Below are 21,350 nucleotides of genomic sequence, written 5' to 3'. Positions count from 1 at the left end.
AAATAAACAAATTAAAGGTCTTAACAGTAGTGATTTTATGTTAAGGAGGTATAAAGAAAGTTGAAAACAATAGTTAGAAGACTTATTCTCTACGCAGATGGAATGCGACCTACTCAAATAATGGTATCTGGATTTGCTGCGATTATTGTAATTGGAGCATTGTTGTTAACACTCCCGATAGCGTCACAGAGTGGAGAGAGTATAGGCTTATTAAATGCTCTGTTTACGGCTACTTCAGCAGTTTGTGTTACTGGTCTAGTTATGGTAGATACAGCAACTTATTGGAGTTTATTTGGACAGATAGTTATAATAACATTGATACAAATTGGTGGTCTTGGATTTATGACCGTAGCTACAATGTTTTCACTTATGGCACGAAAAAAAATACAACTAAGAGAAAGATTATTAATACAAGAGTCATTAAACCAATCTGATTTGTCGGGTCTTGTAAAACTTACAAGATTTGTATTAATAATAACCATAACAATAGAGGGAATAGGTGCACTAGTTTTATCAACTGTCTTTATTCCACAATTTGGTTTGTCTAAAGGAATATGGTATAGTGTATTTCACGCAATATCAGCGTTTTGTAATGCCGGATTTGATTTAATGGGGAGTGTAAGTGGACCATTTACATCATTAAATTCTTATGTAAATAACTTTACAGTATCAATGACTGTTTGTGCACTTATAGTGCTTGGAGGTCTAGGATTCCCTGTTGTGCTTGATATTGTAAGAAAAAGAAGATTTTCAAAATTAAATGTACATTCTAAAGTTGTATTATTTTCAACTGCGACACTTGTTTTAGTAGGTGCATTATTTATTTTTCTTATAGAATTTAATCAAAAAGCTACTATGGCGGACTTGCCTTTAAAGGGAAAAGTATTATCAGCAATATTTCAATCAGTAACGGCAAGAACTGCTGGTTTTAATACTCTTGATTTAGCTACTTTACAAGAAAGTAGTGTATTTGTAATGATAATTTTGATGTTTATTGGAGCATCACCTGCATCAACTGGTGGAGGTATAAAAACAACAACATTAGCTGTTTTAATAATTACAGTTAGAAGTTTTCTATCAGGAAAATCAGATATAGAAGCTTTTGAAAGAAGATTAGCTCCATCAACTATAAAAAAATCTCTAGGTATATTTGTAATTAGTATATCAGCAGTTATTTTTGGAACCCTGATTATTTCAATAACTCAGCCTAATTTTACACTAGTTCAATCAGCGTTTGAGGTTACATCAGCACTTGCTACAGTTGGTTCAAGTTTAGCTGGAACTCCAAACTTAAATGCTCTAGGAAAGATTATAATAATAATTTTTATGTTTATGGGTAGAGTTGGTTCTCTTACTTTATTTATGGCAATACTTTCTGGAGGTAAAAGAAAGAGTCAACCAGTTAGATATGCAGAAGGTAGAATTATGGTTGGTTAAGTTAGCAAGTAGTAATAAAATTTATTGGTGTTAGGCATCAAGTAGTAATATAAACAAATTGTGTATTAGGGAGGAAGTTTCGAGATGAAGCAATATATAGTCATTGGGTGTGGGCGATTTGGAAGTTCAGTTGCGTCTACTATGCATCTTTTAGGACATCAAGTAATGGCAATAGACAAAAATGAAGATTCAGTTCAGAGTGTATCTGACAAGGTAACTCATTCACTTATAGTGGATGTTACTGATGAACAAGCGTTAAGGTCATTAGGTTTAGGTAACTTTGATGTAGCAGTAGTTGCAATAGGTTCTGATATAAGGGCATCTATAATGGCGACTCTTATAGCCAAAGAAATGGGTGTAGAGTTGATAATATGTAAGGCAAAGGATGAACTACAAGCTAAAGTACTTTATAAAATTGGTGCAGATAGAGTTGTATTCCCAGAAAGAGATATGGGAGTAAGAGTTGCTCATAATTTAGTTTCTGATAACATATTAGACCATATTGAACTTGACCCAGAGTATTCAATTGTTGAAATCGTAACTCCAAATAGCTGGGTTGGCAAGACACTTGTAGAGCTTGAATTAAGAGCTAGGTATGAGATAACTGTACTTGCTATAAAAACAGGTAAAAATATAAATGTTACACCTTCTCCAGATGAAGAACTTATAGCTGGAAGTATCCTAGTTATAATCGGTCAAAACACTAGTATAACAGCGATAACATCTGGAAATAAGGGGATAATTAGAAGAAGATAATTTATTATTTAATATATATTTAATTGCAATGAAAGTAGGTAGTATCATATAATTATGAATAGTTATATGATACTATTTTTATTTAATCAAAAGTAGGATTTAGATGTAAGATTAGGTAAAGAGTATTTTAAGTTAAAAAAGAGTAAGGAGGTTGTGCTAACATAAAAATTTAGCATTTAGATAAAATGATTACGAATATAAACAGTAAGGATAATGAAAAATTAAAGTATACGAAAGCACTGTTAAAATCAAAAAACAGGAATAAAGAATCAAAGTTCATAATAGAAGGTTACAGAATAGTAGTACTTGCACTTGAATGTATGGCAAATCTTGATTATGTATTTATCAATGAGGACTTTGAAAATAAGAAGGAACATGTAAAACTATTAGACGATTTAGATAAAAAAAACACAAAGATATATAAGACTACTAATAAAAACTTTAAAGAATTAGTGGATACAGAAAATACTCAAGGTATAATAGGTGTGGTTTCGTTTAAAGAAAGAAAATTAGGAGAAAGTATAGATAAAAAAGATAAATTTGTATTGATTCTAGATAGAATACAAGACCCAGGAAACATGGGTACTATAATAAGAACTGCTGATTCTGCTGGAGTAGATGCCATAATAGCGCTAAAGGGATGTGTCGATATATACAACCCAAAAGTAATTAGGTCGACTATGGGTTCTATTTTTGATATGAATATAATCAATGCTTCACAAGATGAAACTGTGGACATGCTTAAATCATTGGATTTTAATATAGTTTCAAGTTACCTAAATACAGATAATTTTTATGATAAAATAGACTATGGTTCAAAAGTAGCTTTGGTGATAGGAAACGAAGCAAATGGAATAAATGAAGAACTTGTATCAAAATCTGATATTTTGGTTAAGATACCTATATATGGTAAAGCTGAGTCGTTAAATGCTGCAATAAGCTCTGCTATACTGATGTATGAAATAAAAAAATACTTAATTTAATGTATTGTAATAAATATAATGTCATGTTATAATCTTGAATTAAATAGTAGAGTATCAAAAATAGTCAATATATTAAAAAAAATAATTGAATTAATTCTATATTAGATGTATATTATATTTAAAAAATAATTGAATTAATTATGTATTAGATGTATATTAAAAATAGTCACATAATTTGAATGGAAATGATATAATACTAAAATAAACAATATAATATTGTAAATGCAATGAAAGAGGAAAGTATTTTGATTAAACTTAGTAAAGAGATAAACACCTAGGCTGGGAGTGTTTTCTAAGAGGTCAGGAGAAGTTCCCTCTGGAGTAACAAAGCTGAAATTTTATAGTAGGCTTTGACGTCAAAAACGCGTTAAGTTTGTTAGAGGTGGTTTGATGATTTTTAAATTGTTAAACTACTAGGGTGGTACCGCGAAACTATAGCCTTTCGTCCCTAGACAGGGATTGAGGGGCTTTTTTTATACAAAAAAACGAAAGGGTGATATGTGTGCAAGAAAAATTACTTGCTTTACGTGAAGCAGCTTTGGCTGAAATAAAAGAGGCACAAAGCATAGAAAGTGTAGAAAGTTTAAGAGTTAAGTACTTAGGAAAAAAAGGTGAGATAACTGCCATACTTAAAGAAATGGGTAAATTATCTGCAGAAGAAAGACCAGTGGTTGGTAAGGTTGCCAATGAGGTAAGAGAGCATATTGAACTTAGCATAAATTCTAAAAAAGAAGAACTAAATGCTATTGAAAAAGAAAGAAAATTAAGAGAAGAAGTAATAGATGTTACTCAACCAGGAAAAGTTTTAAAGGTTGGAAAGAAACATCCAATAACTCAAATTATAGATGAAGTAACAGATATATTTATCGGAATGGGATTCTCTATAGCAGAAGGTCCAGAAGTTGAAACTGTTGAAAATAACTTTGATGCTTTGAACGCTCCTAAAGACCATCCATCAAGAGATATGAGTGACACATTCTATATCAATGATGGAGTATTACTTAGAACTCAAACATCTCCAGTTCAAGTAAGAACTATGAGAAGTCAAGAGTTACCAATAAAAGTAATTGCACCAGGTAGATGTTTTAGGTCAGATTCGCCAGATGCGACACATTCACCAATGTTCCATCAGATAGAAGGGCTTGTTGTTGGAAAAGATGTTACTATGGCAGAGTTCAAAGGAACTATGGATATCTTCGTTGAAAAATTGTTTGGTTCTGATATCAAAACTAAGTTTAGACCTCACAACTTCCCATTTACAGAGCCAAGTGCAGAAGTTGATGTTACTTGTTTTAAATGTGGTGGTAAAGGTTGCCCAATGTGTAAATATGAAGGTTGGATAGAAATATTAGGTTCAGGTATGGTTCATCCAAATGTGCTTAGAAATTGTGGAATAGACCCAGAAGTTTATAGCGGATTTGCATTTGGAGTTGGGGTTGAAAGACTTGCAATGCTTAAATATGAAATAGATGATATTAGATTATTATTCGAAAATGATATGAGATTCTTAAATCAATTTTAATTAGGAGGGTATGTAGATGTTAATATCTTTAAAATGGCTTAGAGACTATGTTGATATAGACATGGATGTAAAAGAGTTCGCTGATAAAATGACAATGACAGGAACTAAAGTTGAAACAATAGATTATTATGGTGAAGAAATAGAAAATATATTGGTTGGAAAGATTTTAGAAATAAAGCAACATCCAAATGCTGATAAGTTAGTTGTAACTAAAGTAGATATTGGAGATAAAGTTGTTCAAATAGTTACAGGAGCTACAAATATATCAGAAGGAGATTATATTCCAGTAGCTGTAAATGGTTCTAAATTACCTGGAGGAGTTGAAATCAAACAGACTGATTTCAGAGGTGAATTATCAGATGGTATGATGTGTTCAGCGGCTGAACTAGGTATAGATGAACATTACATTGAAGAGTACAAAAGAGGTGGTATATATATTTTAGACCACGAAGATTCTTATGAATTAGGAAAAGATATAAAAGATGTTTTGGGATTAAATGATGCTTTAATAGATTTTGAATTAACTTCAAACAGACCTGATTGTAAATGTATGATAGGTATAGCTAGAGAAGCGGCTGCAACTATAGGCACAAAAGTAAAATATCCTGAAATCGAAGTAAAAGAAAGTGATGAAGAGATAGACTTCAAAGTTGAAATAGATAATCCAGATTTATGTAGAAGATATGTTGCTAGAATGGTTACAGATGTAAAAATAGAACCTTCTCCATATTGGATGCAAAGAAGACTTACAGAAGCAGGAGTAAGACCTATAAGCAACATAGTTGATATAACAAACTTCGTAATGTTAGAGCTTGGTCAACCACTTCATGCTTTTGATATAAATCAAGTAGAGACTGGAAGAATAGTAGTAAGAAATGCTAAAGATGGAGAGAAACTTGTAACATTAGATGATGTTGAGAGAACGTTAGATAAAGATATGTTAGTTATAACAAATGGAGAAAAATCACTTGGTCTAGCTGGTGTAATGGGGGGTGCTAACTCAGAAATAACTGACAACACAAAGACTGTACTTTTTGAAAGTGCTAATTTCAAACCAGAAAATATAAGAATGACAGCTAAAAAAGTTGGTATTAGGTCAGAAGCATCTTCAAGAAATGAAAAAGATTTAGACCCTAATCTTGCAGAAATAGCAGCAAATAGAGCTGCACAACTTGTTGAAATGTTAGGAGCAGGAAAAGTTTTAAAAGGTGTTGTAGATGTTTATCCAAATAAACCAGAACCTAAAAAATTGGTAGTAAATCCTCAAAGAATTAACCATCTTTTAGGCGTAGATGTACCAATGGAGCAGTTTGTAGGAATTTTAGAATCATTAGAATTTAAATGTAATTTAGTAGCTGATGATAAACTAGAAATAGATGTACCAAGCTTTAGAACAGATATGGAACAAGAAGCTGATGTATGGGAAGAAATAACTAGAATTTATGGATTTGAAAACATACCTTCTGTACAATTAGAAGGGAATACGACAGCAGGAATCAAAACTTCAAAACAAAAATTCATGGATGCTTTAAAAGATAATTCAACTGCTGTAGGATTAAACGAAATATTAACATATTCATTTGTAAGCCCTAAGGGAGTAGATAAGATAAGAGTACCAGAAGGTAATGCGAAGAGAAATTTTGTTAAATTACTTAACCCATTAGGAGAAGAAACTTCTGTAATGAGAACTACTTTAATACCAAATATGTTAGATGTTTTATCAACTAATGTATCTCATAAAATAGAAGAAGTATATGCTTTTGAGTGTGGCCATATATTTATACCACAAGACTCAGAGTTACCTAAGGAAGAAAATAGAATGTGTATAGGTATGTATGGTAAAGATGTTGATTTCTTTGCATTAAAAGGAACTGTAGAAACTATACTTGTAAATGTCGGATTTAAAGGTTATGAAATTGAACCTCAAGATAATAATACTACCTTCCACCCTGGTAGATGTGCTAAAATAGTGTATAATAATAAATATGTAGGTACATTAGGTGAATTGCATCCAGATGTTATAGAAAACTACAATCTAGGTCAAAGAGTTTATGTGGCTGAAATAGATATTGACTTTGTATTTGATAATTCTGATAGAACAAAGAATTATGTACCATTACCAAAATATCCATCTACATCAAGAGATATAGCTCTTATTGTTAAAGAAGATATATTTGTAAAACAAATAGAAGATATAATAAAGGAAAATGGTCAAGGATTAGTAGAGAGCTACAAGTTATTTGACGTTTATAAAGGTTCTCAAATAGAAGATGGATACAAGTCAATTGCATATTCAATCACTTATAGAAGTAAGGATAAAACTCTGACAGATGAAGATGTAGCTAAGGTGCATGATAAGATATTAAGTGAATTAAGCGAAAAATTGAATGCTAACTTAAGATCAAATTAACAACTAATGTCGGGGAGGTTAGGATGAACAAAGTAATGGTTAAAATCCATGGCGCTGAATATCCAATGGTTGGAGACAAATCAGAGAAGTTTATGATTAGTATTGCTGATTTTGTAGACAAAGAAATGGATAAAATAACACGTCAAAACCCGAAATTAAGCTTATCAGTTGCTGCGATATTGACTGCATTAAATATATCAGACCTTTTATTTGAATGTTCAGATGAGAATGAAAAATTGATTAAAGCTAATGAGGAATTGAGTAAGAAGGTTGGAGCATCTAATGAAGAACTTCAATTAGAAATCAAGTCTTTAAAGCTTACAATAGCAGAAAAAGAAGCAGAAAATCGTGAAGCTGAAGCTAAGATGAAAGAGTTAATTGAGATTATAGAAAATAAAAAGCAAGAAATATTCGAACTTAGTAATACGACAGAAGGTTCTAGAGCCGAGTTAGATGCTTATAAAAGCAAGATTGAGGAGTTAAGTACTCAACTTGAAGAAGCAAATGAAAGAGCTACTATAGCTGAAAACTTAGCTTCTGAGTTTCAAAACAAAGCTTATGATTTACAGCTAAAATGTACAGGGTTAAACAATGATGTAAAAAACGTGGAATAAATTAAAAGATTTGCTGTCTCTCTTGTTTTTTGAGACAGCTTCTTTTAATGTATAAATATAAATGATGTATAAATAATTTTTATATGTTAATGAAAAACAGTATTTAAAATAATTTTGATAATAGATAACTTATGTAATAATCGTAGGAACTACGGGGATAGCCTGTGGAGAATTGGTAAGACATATTTTAGTATGCAAAATTCTATGAAGCAGGAATCCTGTGACTTTAGTCATGGGAGGTTTAGTTGGTATCTATCATTAGAAAGTGAGAGGTTTATATATGACAAGCAAGAGTCAGATGTCTGAATCATTCTTCTTATGTTCTTTATTGGCAATAACAGGAGGATTTTTAGATATTTATACTTATGTAGTAAGAGGTAAAGTCTTTGCTAATGCACAGACTGGAAACATAGTTTTATTTGGGCTTAATATAGCGAAAGGCAATATAAAGGAATCGTTTTATTATTTGATTCCTATTTTGGCATTTATGTTAGGTGTGTTTATAGCAGAGAATATAAGAAAGTATTTTACAAATAATAATGCAAAGATTCATTGGCGTCAGGTAATCATTATAATTGAAATGATTACAATACTTATTGTTTCATTTGTTCCTAGAGGAAGATTTAATATGTTTGTAAATGTTGCTATTTCTTTTATTTGTTCAATGCAAGTGGAGAGTTTTAGAAAGGTAAATGGAAATAGTTTTGCAACGACAATGTGTACTGGAAATTTAAGAAGTGCTACAGAAACATTATTTCATTATATACATACTAAGAATATTTTTATGATAAAAAAGAGTTTACAGTATTATGCTATTATTATATTCTTTATATTTGGAGCTATTTTAGGGACTTTTTTTACAAAAATTTTCGTAGAAAAATCAATACTAATATGTTTCTTTATTTTGGCAGTAGTCTTTGGAATTATGTTTATCAATAAAGATGATTCATTTAATGAAAATTAGCTTTATGAAAATTTACAAAAAATGAAGCTATTATTTGATATACTTTATATATAGTAAGTAATATATAAATTATTTAATATATATTAAATATATCAAGTGGTGTACAAATTAAGTGAAGTAAGTAGTGTGTATAAGTTAAGCTAAGTATTCTAAGTGAAATAAGTAGTGTATAAGTTAATGGAAATATTTAAAATAAGATTAAGTAATGTATATGTTAACTGAAATACATCAAGTATAAATAATTCTTGTATAAATTAATGGAAGTATTTAAAATATAGTAAGTAGTATATAGATTCAATATAAATATTTGAATTATAGATATAATTATATTAACCTAACAAGTATAAATAGAGGAGAAAAATATGAAAAAAATAGAATTACTTGCACCAGTTGGCTCTTTTGATTCATTAAAAGCAGCAGTACAAAATGGAGCAAATGCTGTGTATTTAGGTGGTAAAGACTTTAGTGCAAGAGCATCTGCAAATAATTTTGATAGAAATGAGTTGATTGACGCTGTTAAATACTCTCATATAAGGGGAGTGCAAGTCTTTGTTACTGTGAACACATTGATAAAACAGTATGAGATAGAGGATTTTGTAGAGTATGTAAAATTTTTATATGATATAGATATTGATGCTTTAATAGTACAAGATATAGGAATGGCAAAGCTTATAAAAAAACTATTACCTGATTTTGAATTACATGCAAGTACTCAAATGGTAGCACATTCATTAGAAGATGTGAAGTATCTTCAAAGTGTGGGATTTGATAGAGTTGTTTTAGCAAGGGAATTAAATGTTGATGAGATAAAATGGATTTGTGAAAATACAACTGTAGATATAGAAGTTTTTGTACATGGGGCCTTATGTGTGTGCTACTCAGGTCAATGCCTTATGAGTAGTATGATAGGAAATAGGTCTGGAAACAGGGGCAGATGTGCACAACCATGTAGACAAAAGTATGAGTTGATAGATATAAATACAGGGGAAGTAGTAAAAAGTGATGGAGATTATTTATTGAGTCCTAGAGATTTAAGCACTATAGAAGATTTAGATAAAATAATTGAAGCAGGTGTATTATCTCTAAAAATTGAAGGAAGAATGAAAAAGCCAGAATATGTAGCTACTGTGGTTTCAGGATATAGAGAAGCGATTAATGAATTTATAGATAAGAAAAAAATAAGTATTTCTGAGGAAATAATAAATAATTTGTATACTATATTTAACAGAAAGTTTACAAAAGGATATATATTAGGTGAAGTTGGCAAGGATATAATGAACTCTAATAGACCTAATAATCAAGGGCTATATATTGGAAAAGTTTTAGATTATAATAGAAAAAACAAAAGACTTAGGGTGATACTAGAAAATACGCTTAAAAAAGGTGATGGAATCAACCTAGGTGGAGGTACTATTGGAAGGATAATAAAAAATGGAGAGATAACTACAATAGCACATAAAGGGGACTTGATAGAATTAGATTTTGTTGGAGAAGCAAAGAGAAATCAGCTTATATATAAGACTTCTGATAGCGAATTAATGGATAGAGTACAAGCTACATTCCAGCAAGATAAAGAGTTTATAAAAACTAATATAAGTGCAAAAGTGAGTATTAAACTAGGTAAAAAACCAGTGCTTTCTATAAGTGATTTTTGTGGAAATAAATCGGTTGTAGAGGGAGAAAAGATAGTTGAAAAAGCTATAAAAGTAGCTTTAAGTAAAGAAAAAATAGAAACACAAATTCAAAAGCTTGGAAACACACCTTATAAATTAAAAGAGATAGAAATTGATTTGGATGAAGGTGTAAGTATGCCTATAAGTGTGTTAAATCAAATGAGAAGAGATTGTATTGAGCTTTTAGATGAAGAAAGAATAAAGATAAAAGATAGAAAGTTTAAAAAGAACAGATTAAAATACCAACCAGCTAGAATAAATAAACAGAAAAAACTTAATAAAATTCCTAAAATTAGAGTTAAAGTCAAGAACTTGGAGCAATTAGAGGCAGTATTAAAATATGATGTGGATTTAATCTATTATGAAGATATAAATACACTATCAAAAGCTTTACAAATGGTCTCAAGTATTTCTATAGATTCAAGTATTTCCATGGATTTAGATACTTCTTTGTCTTTAAGTATTTCTAAAGAATCAATGAGTTCAAATCCAAATAAAATAGATATTCTGTCAAATTCAAATAACATAGATACTTTGAATTTGAAGCGTTCTAATACAGCAGTCACTGACAAGAAATTAATATATTCAGCACCAAGGATTGTCAGAAATAAAGAGTATAAACAATTTGAGATATTAGATAATATAAAAGTAATTGATAAGGTTCAAATTGGTAATTGGGGTTCTATGGAATATTTTAAAGAAAAAGATTTAAATATAGATTGTTATTTAAATGTATTTAATAGTGAAAGTATAAACCATTTTAAAGATGAGGGAGCAAGCACAGTTTGCTTGTCGCAAGAATTAAATCTAAATGAAATTAAACAAACTTTAAAATATACAGATGTAGAAATTGAAGCAGTAATATATGGATATACTCCTATGATGATTACAGAATACTGTCCTATGGGAGTTGTTGTTAGAGATTGTAAAAAGGATAAGAGAGTTGCTAAATGTAAGGAAAGTAGTTATGCTTTGAGAGATTTTACAGATGCAAATTATAGGATAACACAAGATATGTTCTGTAGAAGTACAATTTACAATTCAAAGGTTACTTGTATGTTGGACAATCTATATGAGTTAGATGAAGTTGGAATAGATGTATTTAGAATAGATTTTACAGTGGAAGATAGTGAGATGGTTAAAAAGGTTATTGAAGCTCATATTGAAGTTTTGAGTAATGATTATAAACTTGGGAAAAAATCTACTGATTTATATAATCAATTGGATGAAATTGGAACAGTTGCAGGACACTACTACAAAGGTGTAGAATAGATATAACATGAAAAATATACATAAATATATAAAAAAACTTGAATTTATGTGTATTGATATATAAAAATATCATATCTATGAAAAAACAGGGGGATTAGTGAAAATGAGAGAAGAAGCTTTAGAAATTTTATTTAAGTATTTAGAAACTGATAGAATGAGAAAACATTGTTATGCTGTTGAAGCAGTTATGAGAGATTTAGCCAAAAGATTAGAACCAGAAAAAGAAGAAGAGTGGGCAGTTGCAGGTCTTTTACACGATTTGGATTCAGATATAGTTGGAAGAAAGCCAGGAGAAATCTGTGAAGGACATGCTACAACAACAGTAGAACTGCTTAAAAAAGAAAACTTTGGTGATGAAGAAATGTACAGAGCAATACTTGGTCATCATGATGGAATGGGAGTTACAAGAACTAGTCTAATGGAAAAAGCTATATATGCAGCAGACCCTATAACTGGGTTTATAACTGCCATAGCTTTAGTTTATCCAGATAAAAAACTTACTAGTGTAAAGACAAAGTCTGTAATTAAAAGAATGAAGGAAACAAGATTTGCTTCAAATGTAAACAGAGATGCAATGAGAAGTATAGAAGATATAGGAATTCCATTTGATGAATTTGCAGAGCTTTCTCTTAATGCAATGAAAAATATAAGTGATGTACTTGAAAGTGCTGAAAATAATTAAATGAAAATATAAAGAGAAAGCAAGGCGAGATATATGAAACTTACAACTATTTGTTATATGGAAAAAGATGATAAGACTTTGATGTTGTACAGGAATAAAAAGAAAGATGATGTACATGAAGGTAAGTATGTGGGGATTGGAGGAAAGTTTGAACAAGGAGAGACTCCAGAGGAATGTGTAATCAGAGAAGTTAAAGAAGAGACTGGTCTTACTCTTAAATCATTGTCGTATAAAGGATTGATAACTTTCCCAAAATTTAAAGATGAAGAAGATTGGTATATGTTTTTGTATTTTTCAGATGAATTTGAAGGAGAATTATCTGAAAAAGATTTAAATGATTGTAAAGAAGGAAATTTAATTTGGGTTGATAATGATAAAATATTTGATTTAAATATGTGGGAAGGCGATAGGTTATTTTTAAATTGGGCTAAGACTGGAAATGTTTTTAGTGCAAAGATAGTATATGATAATGGGAAACTAAAAGATTATAGTGTAAACTTCTTAGATTAATTAAGATACAACTTAATGATACATTTCAAAAATATAGTCTAAAGATACCACTTAAGAATGTAATTTAAGTTTATAGCAAATTAAATTGATTGATATAATATTAAGATAAACCATTTGTTTTATACTAAAGTAAAATTTTTATAAATGGAGGAATAATTTGGAATGATAGACATAAATTTAGAAAAATGTGTAGGATGTGGTATGTGTGAATCAGACTGCCTTGTAAATGCAATAAAAGTTAAGGATGATAAAGCAAAGGTAAAAAATATTCTCTGTATTAACTGTGGTCACTGTATGGCAATCTGTCCAACAGATGCAATAGAAATGCAGGGATTTGATAAAAGTGAGGTAATAGAATACAATCGTGAAAAATTTGAATTAGAAGCTGAAAAGTTATTGAATTTCATTAAGTTTAGAAGAAGTATAAGACAATATAAAGACGTAGAGGTAGAAGAAGAAAAACTAAAAAATATAGTGGAAGCTGGTAGATACACACCAACAGGTGGAAATAGACAGCCTATAAGATACATATTAGTAAAAGAAAAACTAAAAGAAGTAAAAGAACTAGCAATAGAAGGTCTTTATAACTTAGCATTAGACACTGATGATAGTGACCCTGTGAGCTCTATGTATAAAAATACATTTAAGAAAATGTACAAAAGATATAAAGAGAAAGGAAATGATTCTTTATTTTATGATGCCCCACTACTTATGGTAGTTGTAGGTGACATGTCTCTAGGTAAAAGTGCGTATGTAGATGGAGGATTGGCTGCATCTAATATGGAACTTATGGCCTATTCTCAAGGATTGGGAATGTGCTATAATGGATTTTTTGTTATGGCATCAAATGTAGAGCCAAAGATAAAAGAACTATTGGGAATGAGTGAGAATGAAGCAGTTATAACTTCATTTATATTAGGTTATCCAGATGTGAAATATAAAAGAACAGTAAATAGAAACACTGCTAAATTCGAGATAATATAGAGATTAAACTTCACTGAAATTTGTAAAATTATGGAATATGGAGTAAGTATTTAGCAGGGTAAATTTGTTGTAATAAATAGATAAATGAGTTATAATTTAGGTATATTGTATATGTTAAGGATATTTAAATTTTTGATTAAATTTATATATCCTTTTATATACTAATCTATTTTTTCATATCTACAAGTTTATGCAGTAATTTATACTGTAAATCTTAACTATATGGAGGTTTGTGTAGTGAATTTAAAAAAATTACTTTTATTAACTATTGTAATTACATCTATATTCACTTCTTACATATTTTCTTTTAGTATTAATGCTATAGGTAATGATAATCGTACTATTCGGGTTGCTTATCCTGTTCAAAAAGGTCTAACTGAAATGGATGAACAAGGTAACTATTCTGGATATACATATGAATATTTATTAGAAATTGCACAATATACTGGATGGAATTATGAATTTGTTCAAGTTCCTGGAGAAATAAATGAATCTATTACAAAATTAATGAAGATGTTAGAAGATGGTGAAATTGATATAATGGGAGGCATGTTATACAATGAACCATTGGAAAAAATGTATAATTATGCAGGTAATAGTTATGGAGTAGTAAATACAGTACTACAAGTATTATATGAAAATACAGCTATTGATAGTATTAGTTCACAAACCATGAAAAAAATTAGAATTGCTATAATGGAAAATTCTAGTACAAGACTTGAAGAGTTGAATGAATATTGTAAGATGAATTTAATTTCACCCGAGTTGGTATATTGTAAGACAGAAGAAGAACAAATAGAAGCACTAAAGAATGGTAAAGCAGATGCACTTCTTAATGTGAGTATGAATCCAATCGAAGGTGTGCGTACTGTGGCTAAATTTTCTCCAAAACCATTTTATTTTATTACACCTAAAGGTAATACAGACCTAACTCAAAGACTAAATTCAGCAATTAGTAATATTGAACAGACGGACCCATATTTTTCAACTACTTTATATGAAAAGTACTTTACACCAGAAAATAATAAGATGTTTTTGTCTGATGAAGAAACTAAATTCATTAAAGATACAGAAAAATTAAGGGTGGGGGTGCCTTTAAATAAACCACCATTTCAGAATATATATAAAGATACAAGTGAATTAAAAGGTATATCAATTGATTTATTAAATCATATATCTGACAAAACAGGATTGGAATTTGAGCTTGTGCCTGTGAAGTCACAAGCAAATTTGGAAAAAATGACTAAAAATCATGAAATTGATATTGTAGCAGGAATGATTTATGATTATGAATATTCCCGGAAACACAATATAATTATGTCTCGGCCATTTATTTCCACTCAATATGCTATGATGATTAACAATAAATTAAATGAGAATAGTTTAGATGGGAAACGTCTAGCTCTAACTAAAGATATTGCTTATGAGAGTCATTTTAAAGGGGATATTGTATGGTATGATACTTTAGAAGAGTGTATAGAAGCTGTCAATAAAGGATATGTAGATTATACTTATGGTGAAGGTTATTCTATGCAGTATTATATGAATCAACCTAAGTATAAAGACGTACGTCTAGTTCCACAGACTTATGAAGCACAGCGTATTTGTTTTGGGGTAACTAAACCAAATAAACAAGAATTATTGAACATATTTAATAAAGCTATTATAAGTATTTCATCAGAAAAAATGCAATCAATTATTTATCAAAATACTACCTATAGACAAGATTTTTCACTGCTTTATATTATGCAACAAAATCCAATTGAGACTGTTTTTATTGTATCAAGTTTATTAATTTGTGTTATTGGATTTATGGCATTTAGTTTACATACTCGTACAAGTATGAATGAGAAAATATCTTTAGAACTTAAAAAACATACTCAAGTATATGAAATGGCAAGTGAATACTTTTTTGAGTATGATTATAAAAAAGATAAATTGATAATTTCTATGCAAGGAAAAGGAATTGATACCTATTATGGTGTAAATAAAAATAATAATAGTGAAAATGATAATATAACAGATGCTAAAAAAGAAATAAGAAGAGAATACAATAAAAAGTTTTTTGATGTAATTAAATCACAAGAAAATGGAACAACTGAAATATATACTCTTATTTCCGATGATACTTTTCACTGGATTAGAATTACTTCAAAAATAATTTATAATGACAGAAATATACCAGTTTATGTAATTGGGAAAATATGCAATATTGATTCTGAAAAAGAGGAAAAGAATATGTTATTGGATAAGGTTCAAAAGGATAGTCTAACAAATATTTATAATGCAGCTTACATTAGAAAATTAACAGCAAAAAATTTATTAGATTTATCAACTGATAAAAATGGAGCTTTATTAATTATAGATATTGATTATTTTAAGTCTATTAATGATAATTATGGGCACTTGTTTGGAGATAAAGTACTAGTTAATGTTGCAAAGATACTTGATGAAAGTTTTGCAAAAGATGATATAGTAGGTCGTTTAGGTGGAGATGAGTTTAGCGTTTATGTCAAGGATATAATAAATAAGGAAGAACTTATTAATAAATGTAATAATGTATACAATCAGATTCAGCTTATTAAATTGCCAAACGGGGAAAGTTTATCAATTAGTATGGGAGTAGTTATAACAAAATGTGGTCAGGAATATGATGAACTATATGAAATAGCAGATAATGCTCTTTACGATTCTAAGAGAGAAGGAAGAAATAGATTTAAAATAGTATAAGAATTAATTTAAAATCACAATAAAGCCTAATGATACGTGCTATCACTTATCATTAGGCTTTATTTCTATAAATTAACACTAAGATTAAATGGTGACACTAACACTAGTATTAATTTACATGGTTAATTTTATATTAATTTACTTAGAACTAAAGTCTATTTAGAATCAAATCTTAAATTTAATATTGGTTCATAGATTTTAATATTTCAATAACATAATCCCAAACATTAGCTACAGAAGGGATACTAACATGTTCATTTGGAGTATGAACATCAAACATATCTGGTCCTATAGAGATAGCTTCAGCATGAGGAAGTTTATCAAGTAATAATCCACACTCAAGACCAGCATGTAGAGCCATAACAGTAGGAACTTTACCAGTTAATTTTTCATAAGTTTCACTACATATTTTTTCTAATTTTGAACCTTTTTTGAATTCCCAAGCTGGGTATTGAGCTATAAGGTTATAATTAGCACCTAAAGCTTGAGCTAAAAGTTTTATTCTATCAGCGATTTCATCTCTAATAGACATAACAGAACTTCTAACAGAAGTTAAGAATTCGATAGTAGATTCTTTAGTTTCAATTATAGCGAAGTTAGTAGAACTTTCAACTAATCCTTCTATATCAAGGCTCACAGATTGAACTCCATGAGGAGTTAAGCAAGACATTTGAACAACTTTTTCTTTACAATCTTTAGTAAGAACTTTATCTACAGAAGTTTCAGCTACTGAATAAGTCATACCAGAGTCAGAAGTAGTGAACTCATGTTTAAATGCAGTTAAAATATCATTTATTTGTTTTTTAGCAGATTCAACATCAGCCTTATTAACAGCTATTACACACTTAGCTTCACGAGGTATAGCATTGTGCTTAGTACCACCATCAACAGAAGCTAATTCATAATCAACATCTAAAACACTTAATACTCTAGCTATTGCTTTATTAGCATTAGCTCTTTGTAAGACAATCTCCATACCAGAGTGTCCACCTAATAGTCCACTAACTTCAACTAATAATCCTTGCTTGTCACCTTCAACTTTTTTGTATTCAACAGGTAAACTAACAACACAAGTTTTACCACCAGCACAGCTAACTAATAAGTATCCTTCCTCCTCGGAGTCCATATTTAGAATATATTGACCTTTAATTAAGCTAGGGTCTAGTGCATCTGCACCATTCATACCATCTTCTTCATTAACAGTAACTAAAACTTCTAGTGCTGGATGCTCTAAAGTGTTGTCTTCTAATATAGCCATACCCATAGCAACAGCTATACCATTATCAGCTCCTAGAGTAGTTCCAGTAGCATATATCATGTCACCATCAATTCTTAATTTTATAGGGTCTTTAAGAAAATCATGTTCAACATCCTTTTCTTTTTCACAAACCATATCCATATGTCCTTGAAGAACTACACCTGGACAATTTTCATATCCTTTTGTAGCAGGCTTTCTTATTATTATGTTTAAGCTTTCATCTTGAATAGTTTCAAGACCTAAATTTTTACCAAAGCTAAGTAAAAAATCACTTATGCCTTTTTCATTTCCAGAACCTCTAGGAATTTGAGATATTTTCTCAAAGTTTTTAAAAACATTTTCTGGTTTTAATCCTTCCAATACGTTTCCCATGACTTATGTTCCTCCTTAATTTATCTATATAAGTAGCTATTTTTTAAAATAAGCCAAAATAAACTTCTTTAAAAATATTAAAGAAGATTTTTTAACAGATTATATTACAAATAAACCATGTTTATGTATAATATATAGATAGCTACATACATAGTATAATACAAAATATGTGTAAAATATATCTAAAAGAGAAAAAATATAATAATTTTAGAAATGAAAAAGAAATAAAACTTGCAGTTTTTATTGGAAATGCTTGAAAACATACATTTTTAAAATTAAATAAAAAAGTTAAAATATCGAGGATGGTGAATATATAAAATGAATGAGAAATCGTTAAGAGTTCTAGAATACAATAAAATAATAGATTTGTTAAAGAAGAAAGCCTCATCTTCTTTAGGTCTAAAATATATAGAAAATTTAGTCCCAAATACTGATTTTGTAGAAGTAAAATCTATGCTAGAAGAAACTAGTGAAGCTCAATCAATTATTATAAAAAGAGGTTCAGTAGGTTTGGAAGGTATTCATGATATAGAAGATAAGGTAAGGAGAGCTTATGTAGGTGCATCTCTTGACCCAGGAAGTTTAATTATGATAGCAGATACTTTAAGAGTAGCTAGAAGATTAAAAAATAGTCTATCTAGCAGTGATGAAGAAGATTTCAATTATCCAATAATACAATCTCTATCAAATTCTCTATATGTATATAAAGACATAGAAGACCAGATATACAATGCGATAATTAGTGAAGTAGAAATATCTGACAACGCTTCAAGTACACTTAGAGATATCAGAAGAAGAATAGCTCAAAAAAATCAATCCATTAGGTCAAAACTAAATTCAATAATAAGTTCAACTACTTATCAAAAATACTTACAAGATGCCATAATATCTTTAAGAGGTGATAGATTTGTAGTACCTGTAAAATCTGAATATAGGTCACAAGTAGCTGGTATAGTGCATGACCAGTCATCTTCTGGTGCTACACTTTTTATAGAACCAATGACTATAGTAGAAATGAACAATGAATTGAGACAGTTGAAACTAGGAGAACAAGAAGAGATAGAAAGAATTTTATCAGAGCTTTCTGCTATGGTTGGAGAAGTAAGTGAAGACTTAATTTCAAATCAAGAGATACTCGGAAGATTGGATTTTGCATTTTCAAAGGGAAAACTTTCTATACAAATGAGAGGAATAGAACCAACTTTAAATGAGGATAAATATTTAAACATAAAAAATGGAAGGCATCCATTGTTGGATAAGAAGAAAGTAGTAGCAAATACGATTTATTTAGGAAGAGATTTCCATACATTGGTAATAACTGGTCCAAATACAGGTGGTAAGACAGTTACAATAAAGACTGTAGGTCTATTTGCACTTATGACACAAAGTGGACTTCATATACCTGCTGATTACGGAAGTAGTATGTGTGTATACGATAATGTATTTGCTGATATAGGAGATGAACAAAGTATTGAACAGAGTCTATCAACATTTTCATCTCATATGACGAATATAGTATCAATACTACAAAACGTAACAGTTGACTCTTTAGTTATATTTGACGAATTAGGAGCAGGAACAGACCCTGTTGAAGGAGCTGCCCTTGCAATAGCAGTATTAGAAGATATAAATTCTGTAGGAGCTAAATGTATAGCAACCACTCACTATAGTGAGCTTAAAAACTATGCTCTTACTAAATCAGGTGTAGAAAATGCAGCAGTTGAGTTTGATATAGAAACTTTAAGCCCAACATATAAACTACTTATAGGTGTTCCTGGAAAATCAAATGCGTTTGAGATTTCTAGAAAACTCGGACTAAGTGACTATGTAATTTCACGTGCTAAAGAATATATAAATACAGAGAACATAGCTTTAGAAGATGTGTTACAGAATGTTGAAAAAAATAGAATCAAAGCAGTAGAAGATAGAGAAGAAGCTGAAAGATTAAAAGAAGAGATTGAAAGACTAAAAGTAGAGTATGATGAAAAACTTGAAAAATTGGTCAGCCAAAGAGATAAGATGATTGAAAAAGCTAAGTCAGAAGCATTTTCAATTATAAGACAAGCTAAAGAAGAAGTAGACCTTATAATAAAGGAACTTAGAAGTCTTGAGCAAGAAAGAGCTTCAAAAGAAAAGAACCGTAAAATAGAAGAACTTAGAAGAGAATTGACTAGCTCTATGGGAAGTCTTCAACCAACAGTAAAAAGCATGATAGTTCCAAAAGTCTCAAATAAGGAGATAAAAGACTTAAAGCCAGGTGAAGAAGTCAAGGTAATAACTTTAAACCAAAATGGTAGTGTAGTTTCAGTAGATAAAAAGAGAAAAGAAGCAGTAGTACAAATTGGTATAATGAAGATGAATCTACCTTTTAAGTCTTTACAAAAAACACACAAAGATGTTTCAACAAATGTAACTAAATCAACTAGAAATATTATAAGGGCAAAATCTGGTAATGTAAAAAATGAGGTTGACCTTAGAGGATTAAACTTAGAAGAAGCTATAATGGAAGTCGAAAAGTATCTTGATGATGCGTATGTGGCAGGTTTAGAGTCTGTAACAGTAATACATGGGATAGGTACAGGAGTATTAAAAGCAGGGCTACAAGACATTTTAAGAAGAAATAGACATGTAAAATCACAAAGAGGTGGTCAATATGGAGAAGGTGGAGCAGGAGTAACAATTGTTAAACTAAAATAATTTGTATAGGAGCACATTTTTATGATATTGGTATCTGCATGTTTAATAGGAATAAATTGTAAATATAGTGGCGATAATAATGAAAATGAAAAAGTTAAGGAATATTTAAAAGGCAAAGAATTTACACTTGTATGCCCAGAGCAGTTAGGTGGTCTATCTACACCAAGACCACCTGCTGAGATAGTTGATGGAAAAGTAATTACTAAAGATAATAATGATGTGACAGAAAACTTTGTGAGAGGGGCTAAGGAAACTCTAAAAATAGCAAGATTATATGTATGTAGCGAAGCAATACTAAAAGAGGGTAGCCCCTCTTGTGGATGTAATCTAATATATGATGGTAGTTTTTCAGGTAAAAAAATACCAGGTAAAGGTGTAACAGCAAGGTTATTAGAAGAAGAAGGAATAAGAGTTAAGAGTGAAAAAGACTTATAGAAAATTAATACGGATGTATAAAAAATTGATAAAAGAGTAAAAGAAGTTAAT

At 29.9% G+C, this 21,350-nt stretch carries 15 protein-coding genes and 1 other annotated feature; of the genes, 14 read left to right on the top strand and 1 reads right to left on the bottom strand.

Translation table 11 applies throughout. The features are described from left to right. The first annotated feature begins 60 nt into the window (after nt 1-60). From KGF39_RS00400 to KGF39_RS00345, 12 genes are all read left to right on the top strand, one after another. A complete protein-coding gene (locus KGF39_RS00400; RefSeq protein WP_227820757.1) occupies nt 61-1,437 on the top strand; it encodes a TrkH family potassium uptake protein in 1,377 nt (458 codons plus the stop codon). An 84-nt stretch (nt 1,438-1,521) separates the two neighbouring features. After that, a complete protein-coding gene (locus KGF39_RS00395) occupies nt 1,522-2,193 on the top strand; it encodes a potassium channel family protein (RefSeq protein WP_107594706.1) in 672 nt (223 codons plus the stop codon). Nucleotides 2,194-2,378: 185 nt separating this feature from the next. Further along, nucleotides 2,379-3,176: a TrmH family RNA methyltransferase gene (locus KGF39_RS00390; protein WP_227820756.1), complete on the top strand. Its 798-nt coding sequence runs from the start codon at nt 2,379-2,381 to the stop codon at nt 3,174-3,176. Between the two features lie 218 nt (nt 3,177-3,394). Beyond that, nucleotides 3,395-3,629 (top strand) — a binding site (T-box leader). Between the two features lie 49 nt (nt 3,630-3,678). Continuing rightward, nucleotides 3,679-4,698: a phenylalanine--tRNA ligase subunit alpha gene (gene pheS, locus KGF39_RS00385; RefSeq protein ID WP_107594704.1), complete on the top strand. Its 1,020-nt coding sequence runs from the start codon at nt 3,679-3,681 to the stop codon at nt 4,696-4,698. A 16-nt stretch (nt 4,699-4,714) separates the two neighbouring features. Next, a complete protein-coding gene (pheT, locus tag KGF39_RS00380; RefSeq protein WP_227820755.1) occupies nt 4,715-7,108 on the top strand; it encodes a phenylalanine--tRNA ligase subunit beta in 2,394 nt (797 codons plus the stop codon). A 23-nt stretch (nt 7,109-7,131) separates the two neighbouring features. Further along, a complete protein-coding gene (zapA, locus tag KGF39_RS00375; RefSeq protein WP_054272648.1) occupies nt 7,132-7,722 on the top strand; it encodes a cell division protein ZapA in 591 nt (196 codons plus the stop codon). Between the two features lie 280 nt (nt 7,723-8,002). Further along, on the top strand, nt 8,003-8,686 hold the full coding sequence (locus KGF39_RS00370; protein WP_227820754.1) for a YoaK family protein: 684 nt from the start codon (nt 8,003-8,005) through the stop codon (nt 8,684-8,686). 362 nt (nt 8,687-9,048) lie between these two features. Next, the gene (locus KGF39_RS00365; RefSeq protein WP_227820753.1) at nt 9,049-11,631 is read left to right on the top strand and encodes a U32 family peptidase; all 2,583 of its coding nucleotides are present in this window, start codon (nt 9,049-9,051) and stop codon (nt 11,629-11,631) included. 103 nt (nt 11,632-11,734) lie between these two features. Continuing rightward, nucleotides 11,735-12,313 (top strand): HD domain-containing protein, encoded by a 579-nt coding sequence (locus KGF39_RS00360; protein WP_003418276.1) that lies wholly within the window; start codon nt 11,735-11,737, stop codon nt 12,311-12,313. Nucleotides 12,314-12,346: 33 nt separating this feature from the next. After that, nucleotides 12,347-12,823, top strand: coding sequence for an 8-oxo-dGTP diphosphatase (locus tag KGF39_RS00355; RefSeq protein ID WP_227820752.1), 477 nt, complete (start codon nt 12,347-12,349; stop codon nt 12,821-12,823). Nucleotides 12,824-12,985: 162 nt separating this feature from the next. Further along, a complete protein-coding gene (locus KGF39_RS00350) occupies nt 12,986-13,807 on the top strand; it encodes a nitroreductase family protein (RefSeq protein WP_227820751.1) in 822 nt (273 codons plus the stop codon). A 222-nt stretch (nt 13,808-14,029) separates the two neighbouring features. Then, the gene (locus KGF39_RS00345; RefSeq protein ID WP_255643202.1) at nt 14,030-16,537 is read left to right on the top strand and encodes a diguanylate cyclase domain-containing protein; all 2,508 of its coding nucleotides are present in this window, start codon (nt 14,030-14,032) and stop codon (nt 16,535-16,537) included. 178 nt (nt 16,538-16,715) lie between these two features. Here KGF39_RS00345 and KGF39_RS00340 read toward each other — a convergent pair whose 3' ends face one another. Continuing rightward, a complete protein-coding gene (locus KGF39_RS00340) occupies nt 16,716-18,167 on the bottom strand; it encodes an aminoacyl-histidine dipeptidase (RefSeq protein ID WP_227820749.1) in 1,452 nt (483 codons plus the stop codon). Nucleotides 18,168-18,485: 318 nt separating this feature from the next. Between KGF39_RS00340 and KGF39_RS00335 the strand changes: the two genes are divergently transcribed. Together KGF39_RS00335 and KGF39_RS00330 are read left to right on the top strand one after the other, a co-directional pair. Further along, entirely contained in the window at nt 18,486-20,864 is a 2,379-nt protein-coding gene (locus KGF39_RS00335) for an endonuclease MutS2 (RefSeq protein ID WP_227820748.1), read from the top strand. A gap of 21 nt (nt 20,865-20,885) precedes the next feature. Next, nucleotides 20,886-21,299 carry a DUF523 domain-containing protein gene (locus tag KGF39_RS00330; protein ID WP_227820747.1) on the top strand — a complete coding sequence of 138 codons (414 nt, stop codon included), beginning with the start codon at nt 20,886-20,888 and terminating at the stop codon, nt 21,297-21,299. Nucleotides 21,300-21,350 lie beyond the last annotated feature (51 nt).

This window comes from Clostridioides sp. ZZV14-6345, from assembly GCF_020657775.1.
GTDB classification, from domain to species: Bacteria; Bacillota; Clostridia; order Peptostreptococcales; family Peptostreptococcaceae; genus Clostridioides; species Clostridioides difficile_D.
This window is presented reverse-complemented; position numbering and strand designations above follow the sequence as displayed.

Excerpts from the sequence above, each read along its gene's own strand:
- pheT (WP_227820755.1), top strand. The coding sequence starts at position 4,715 with ATGTTAATATCTTTAAAATGGCTTAGAGACTATGTTGATATAGACATG.
- KGF39_RS00365 (WP_227820753.1), top strand. The coding sequence starts at position 9,049 with ATGAAAAAAATAGAATTACTTGCACCAGTTGGCTCTTTTGATTCATTA.
- KGF39_RS00355 (WP_227820752.1), top strand. The coding sequence starts at position 12,347 with ATGAAACTTACAACTATTTGTTATATGGAAAAAGATGATAAGACTTTG.
- KGF39_RS00360 (WP_003418276.1), top strand. The coding sequence starts at position 11,735 with ATGAGAGAAGAAGCTTTAGAAATTTTATTTAAGTATTTAGAAACTGAT.
- KGF39_RS00340 (WP_227820749.1), bottom strand. The coding sequence starts at position 18,167 with ATGGGAAACGTATTGGAAGGATTAAAACCAGAAAATGTTTTTAAAAAC.
- KGF39_RS00370 (WP_227820754.1), top strand. The coding sequence starts at position 8,003 with ATGACAAGCAAGAGTCAGATGTCTGAATCATTCTTCTTATGTTCTTTA.
- KGF39_RS00395 (WP_107594706.1), top strand. The coding sequence starts at position 1,522 with ATGAAGCAATATATAGTCATTGGGTGTGGGCGATTTGGAAGTTCAGTT.
- KGF39_RS00335 (WP_227820748.1), top strand. The coding sequence starts at position 18,486 with ATGAATGAGAAATCGTTAAGAGTTCTAGAATACAATAAAATAATAGAT.
- KGF39_RS00390 (WP_227820756.1), top strand. The coding sequence starts at position 2,379 with ATGATTACGAATATAAACAGTAAGGATAATGAAAAATTAAAGTATACG.
- KGF39_RS00330 (WP_227820747.1), top strand. The coding sequence starts at position 20,886 with ATGATATTGGTATCTGCATGTTTAATAGGAATAAATTGTAAATATAGT.
- zapA (WP_054272648.1), top strand. The coding sequence starts at position 7,132 with ATGAACAAAGTAATGGTTAAAATCCATGGCGCTGAATATCCAATGGTT.
- KGF39_RS00345 (WP_255643202.1), top strand. The coding sequence starts at position 14,030 with ATGGAGGTTTGTGTAGTGAATTTAAAAAAATTACTTTTATTAACTATT.
- KGF39_RS00350 (WP_227820751.1), top strand. The coding sequence starts at position 12,986 with ATGATAGACATAAATTTAGAAAAATGTGTAGGATGTGGTATGTGTGAA.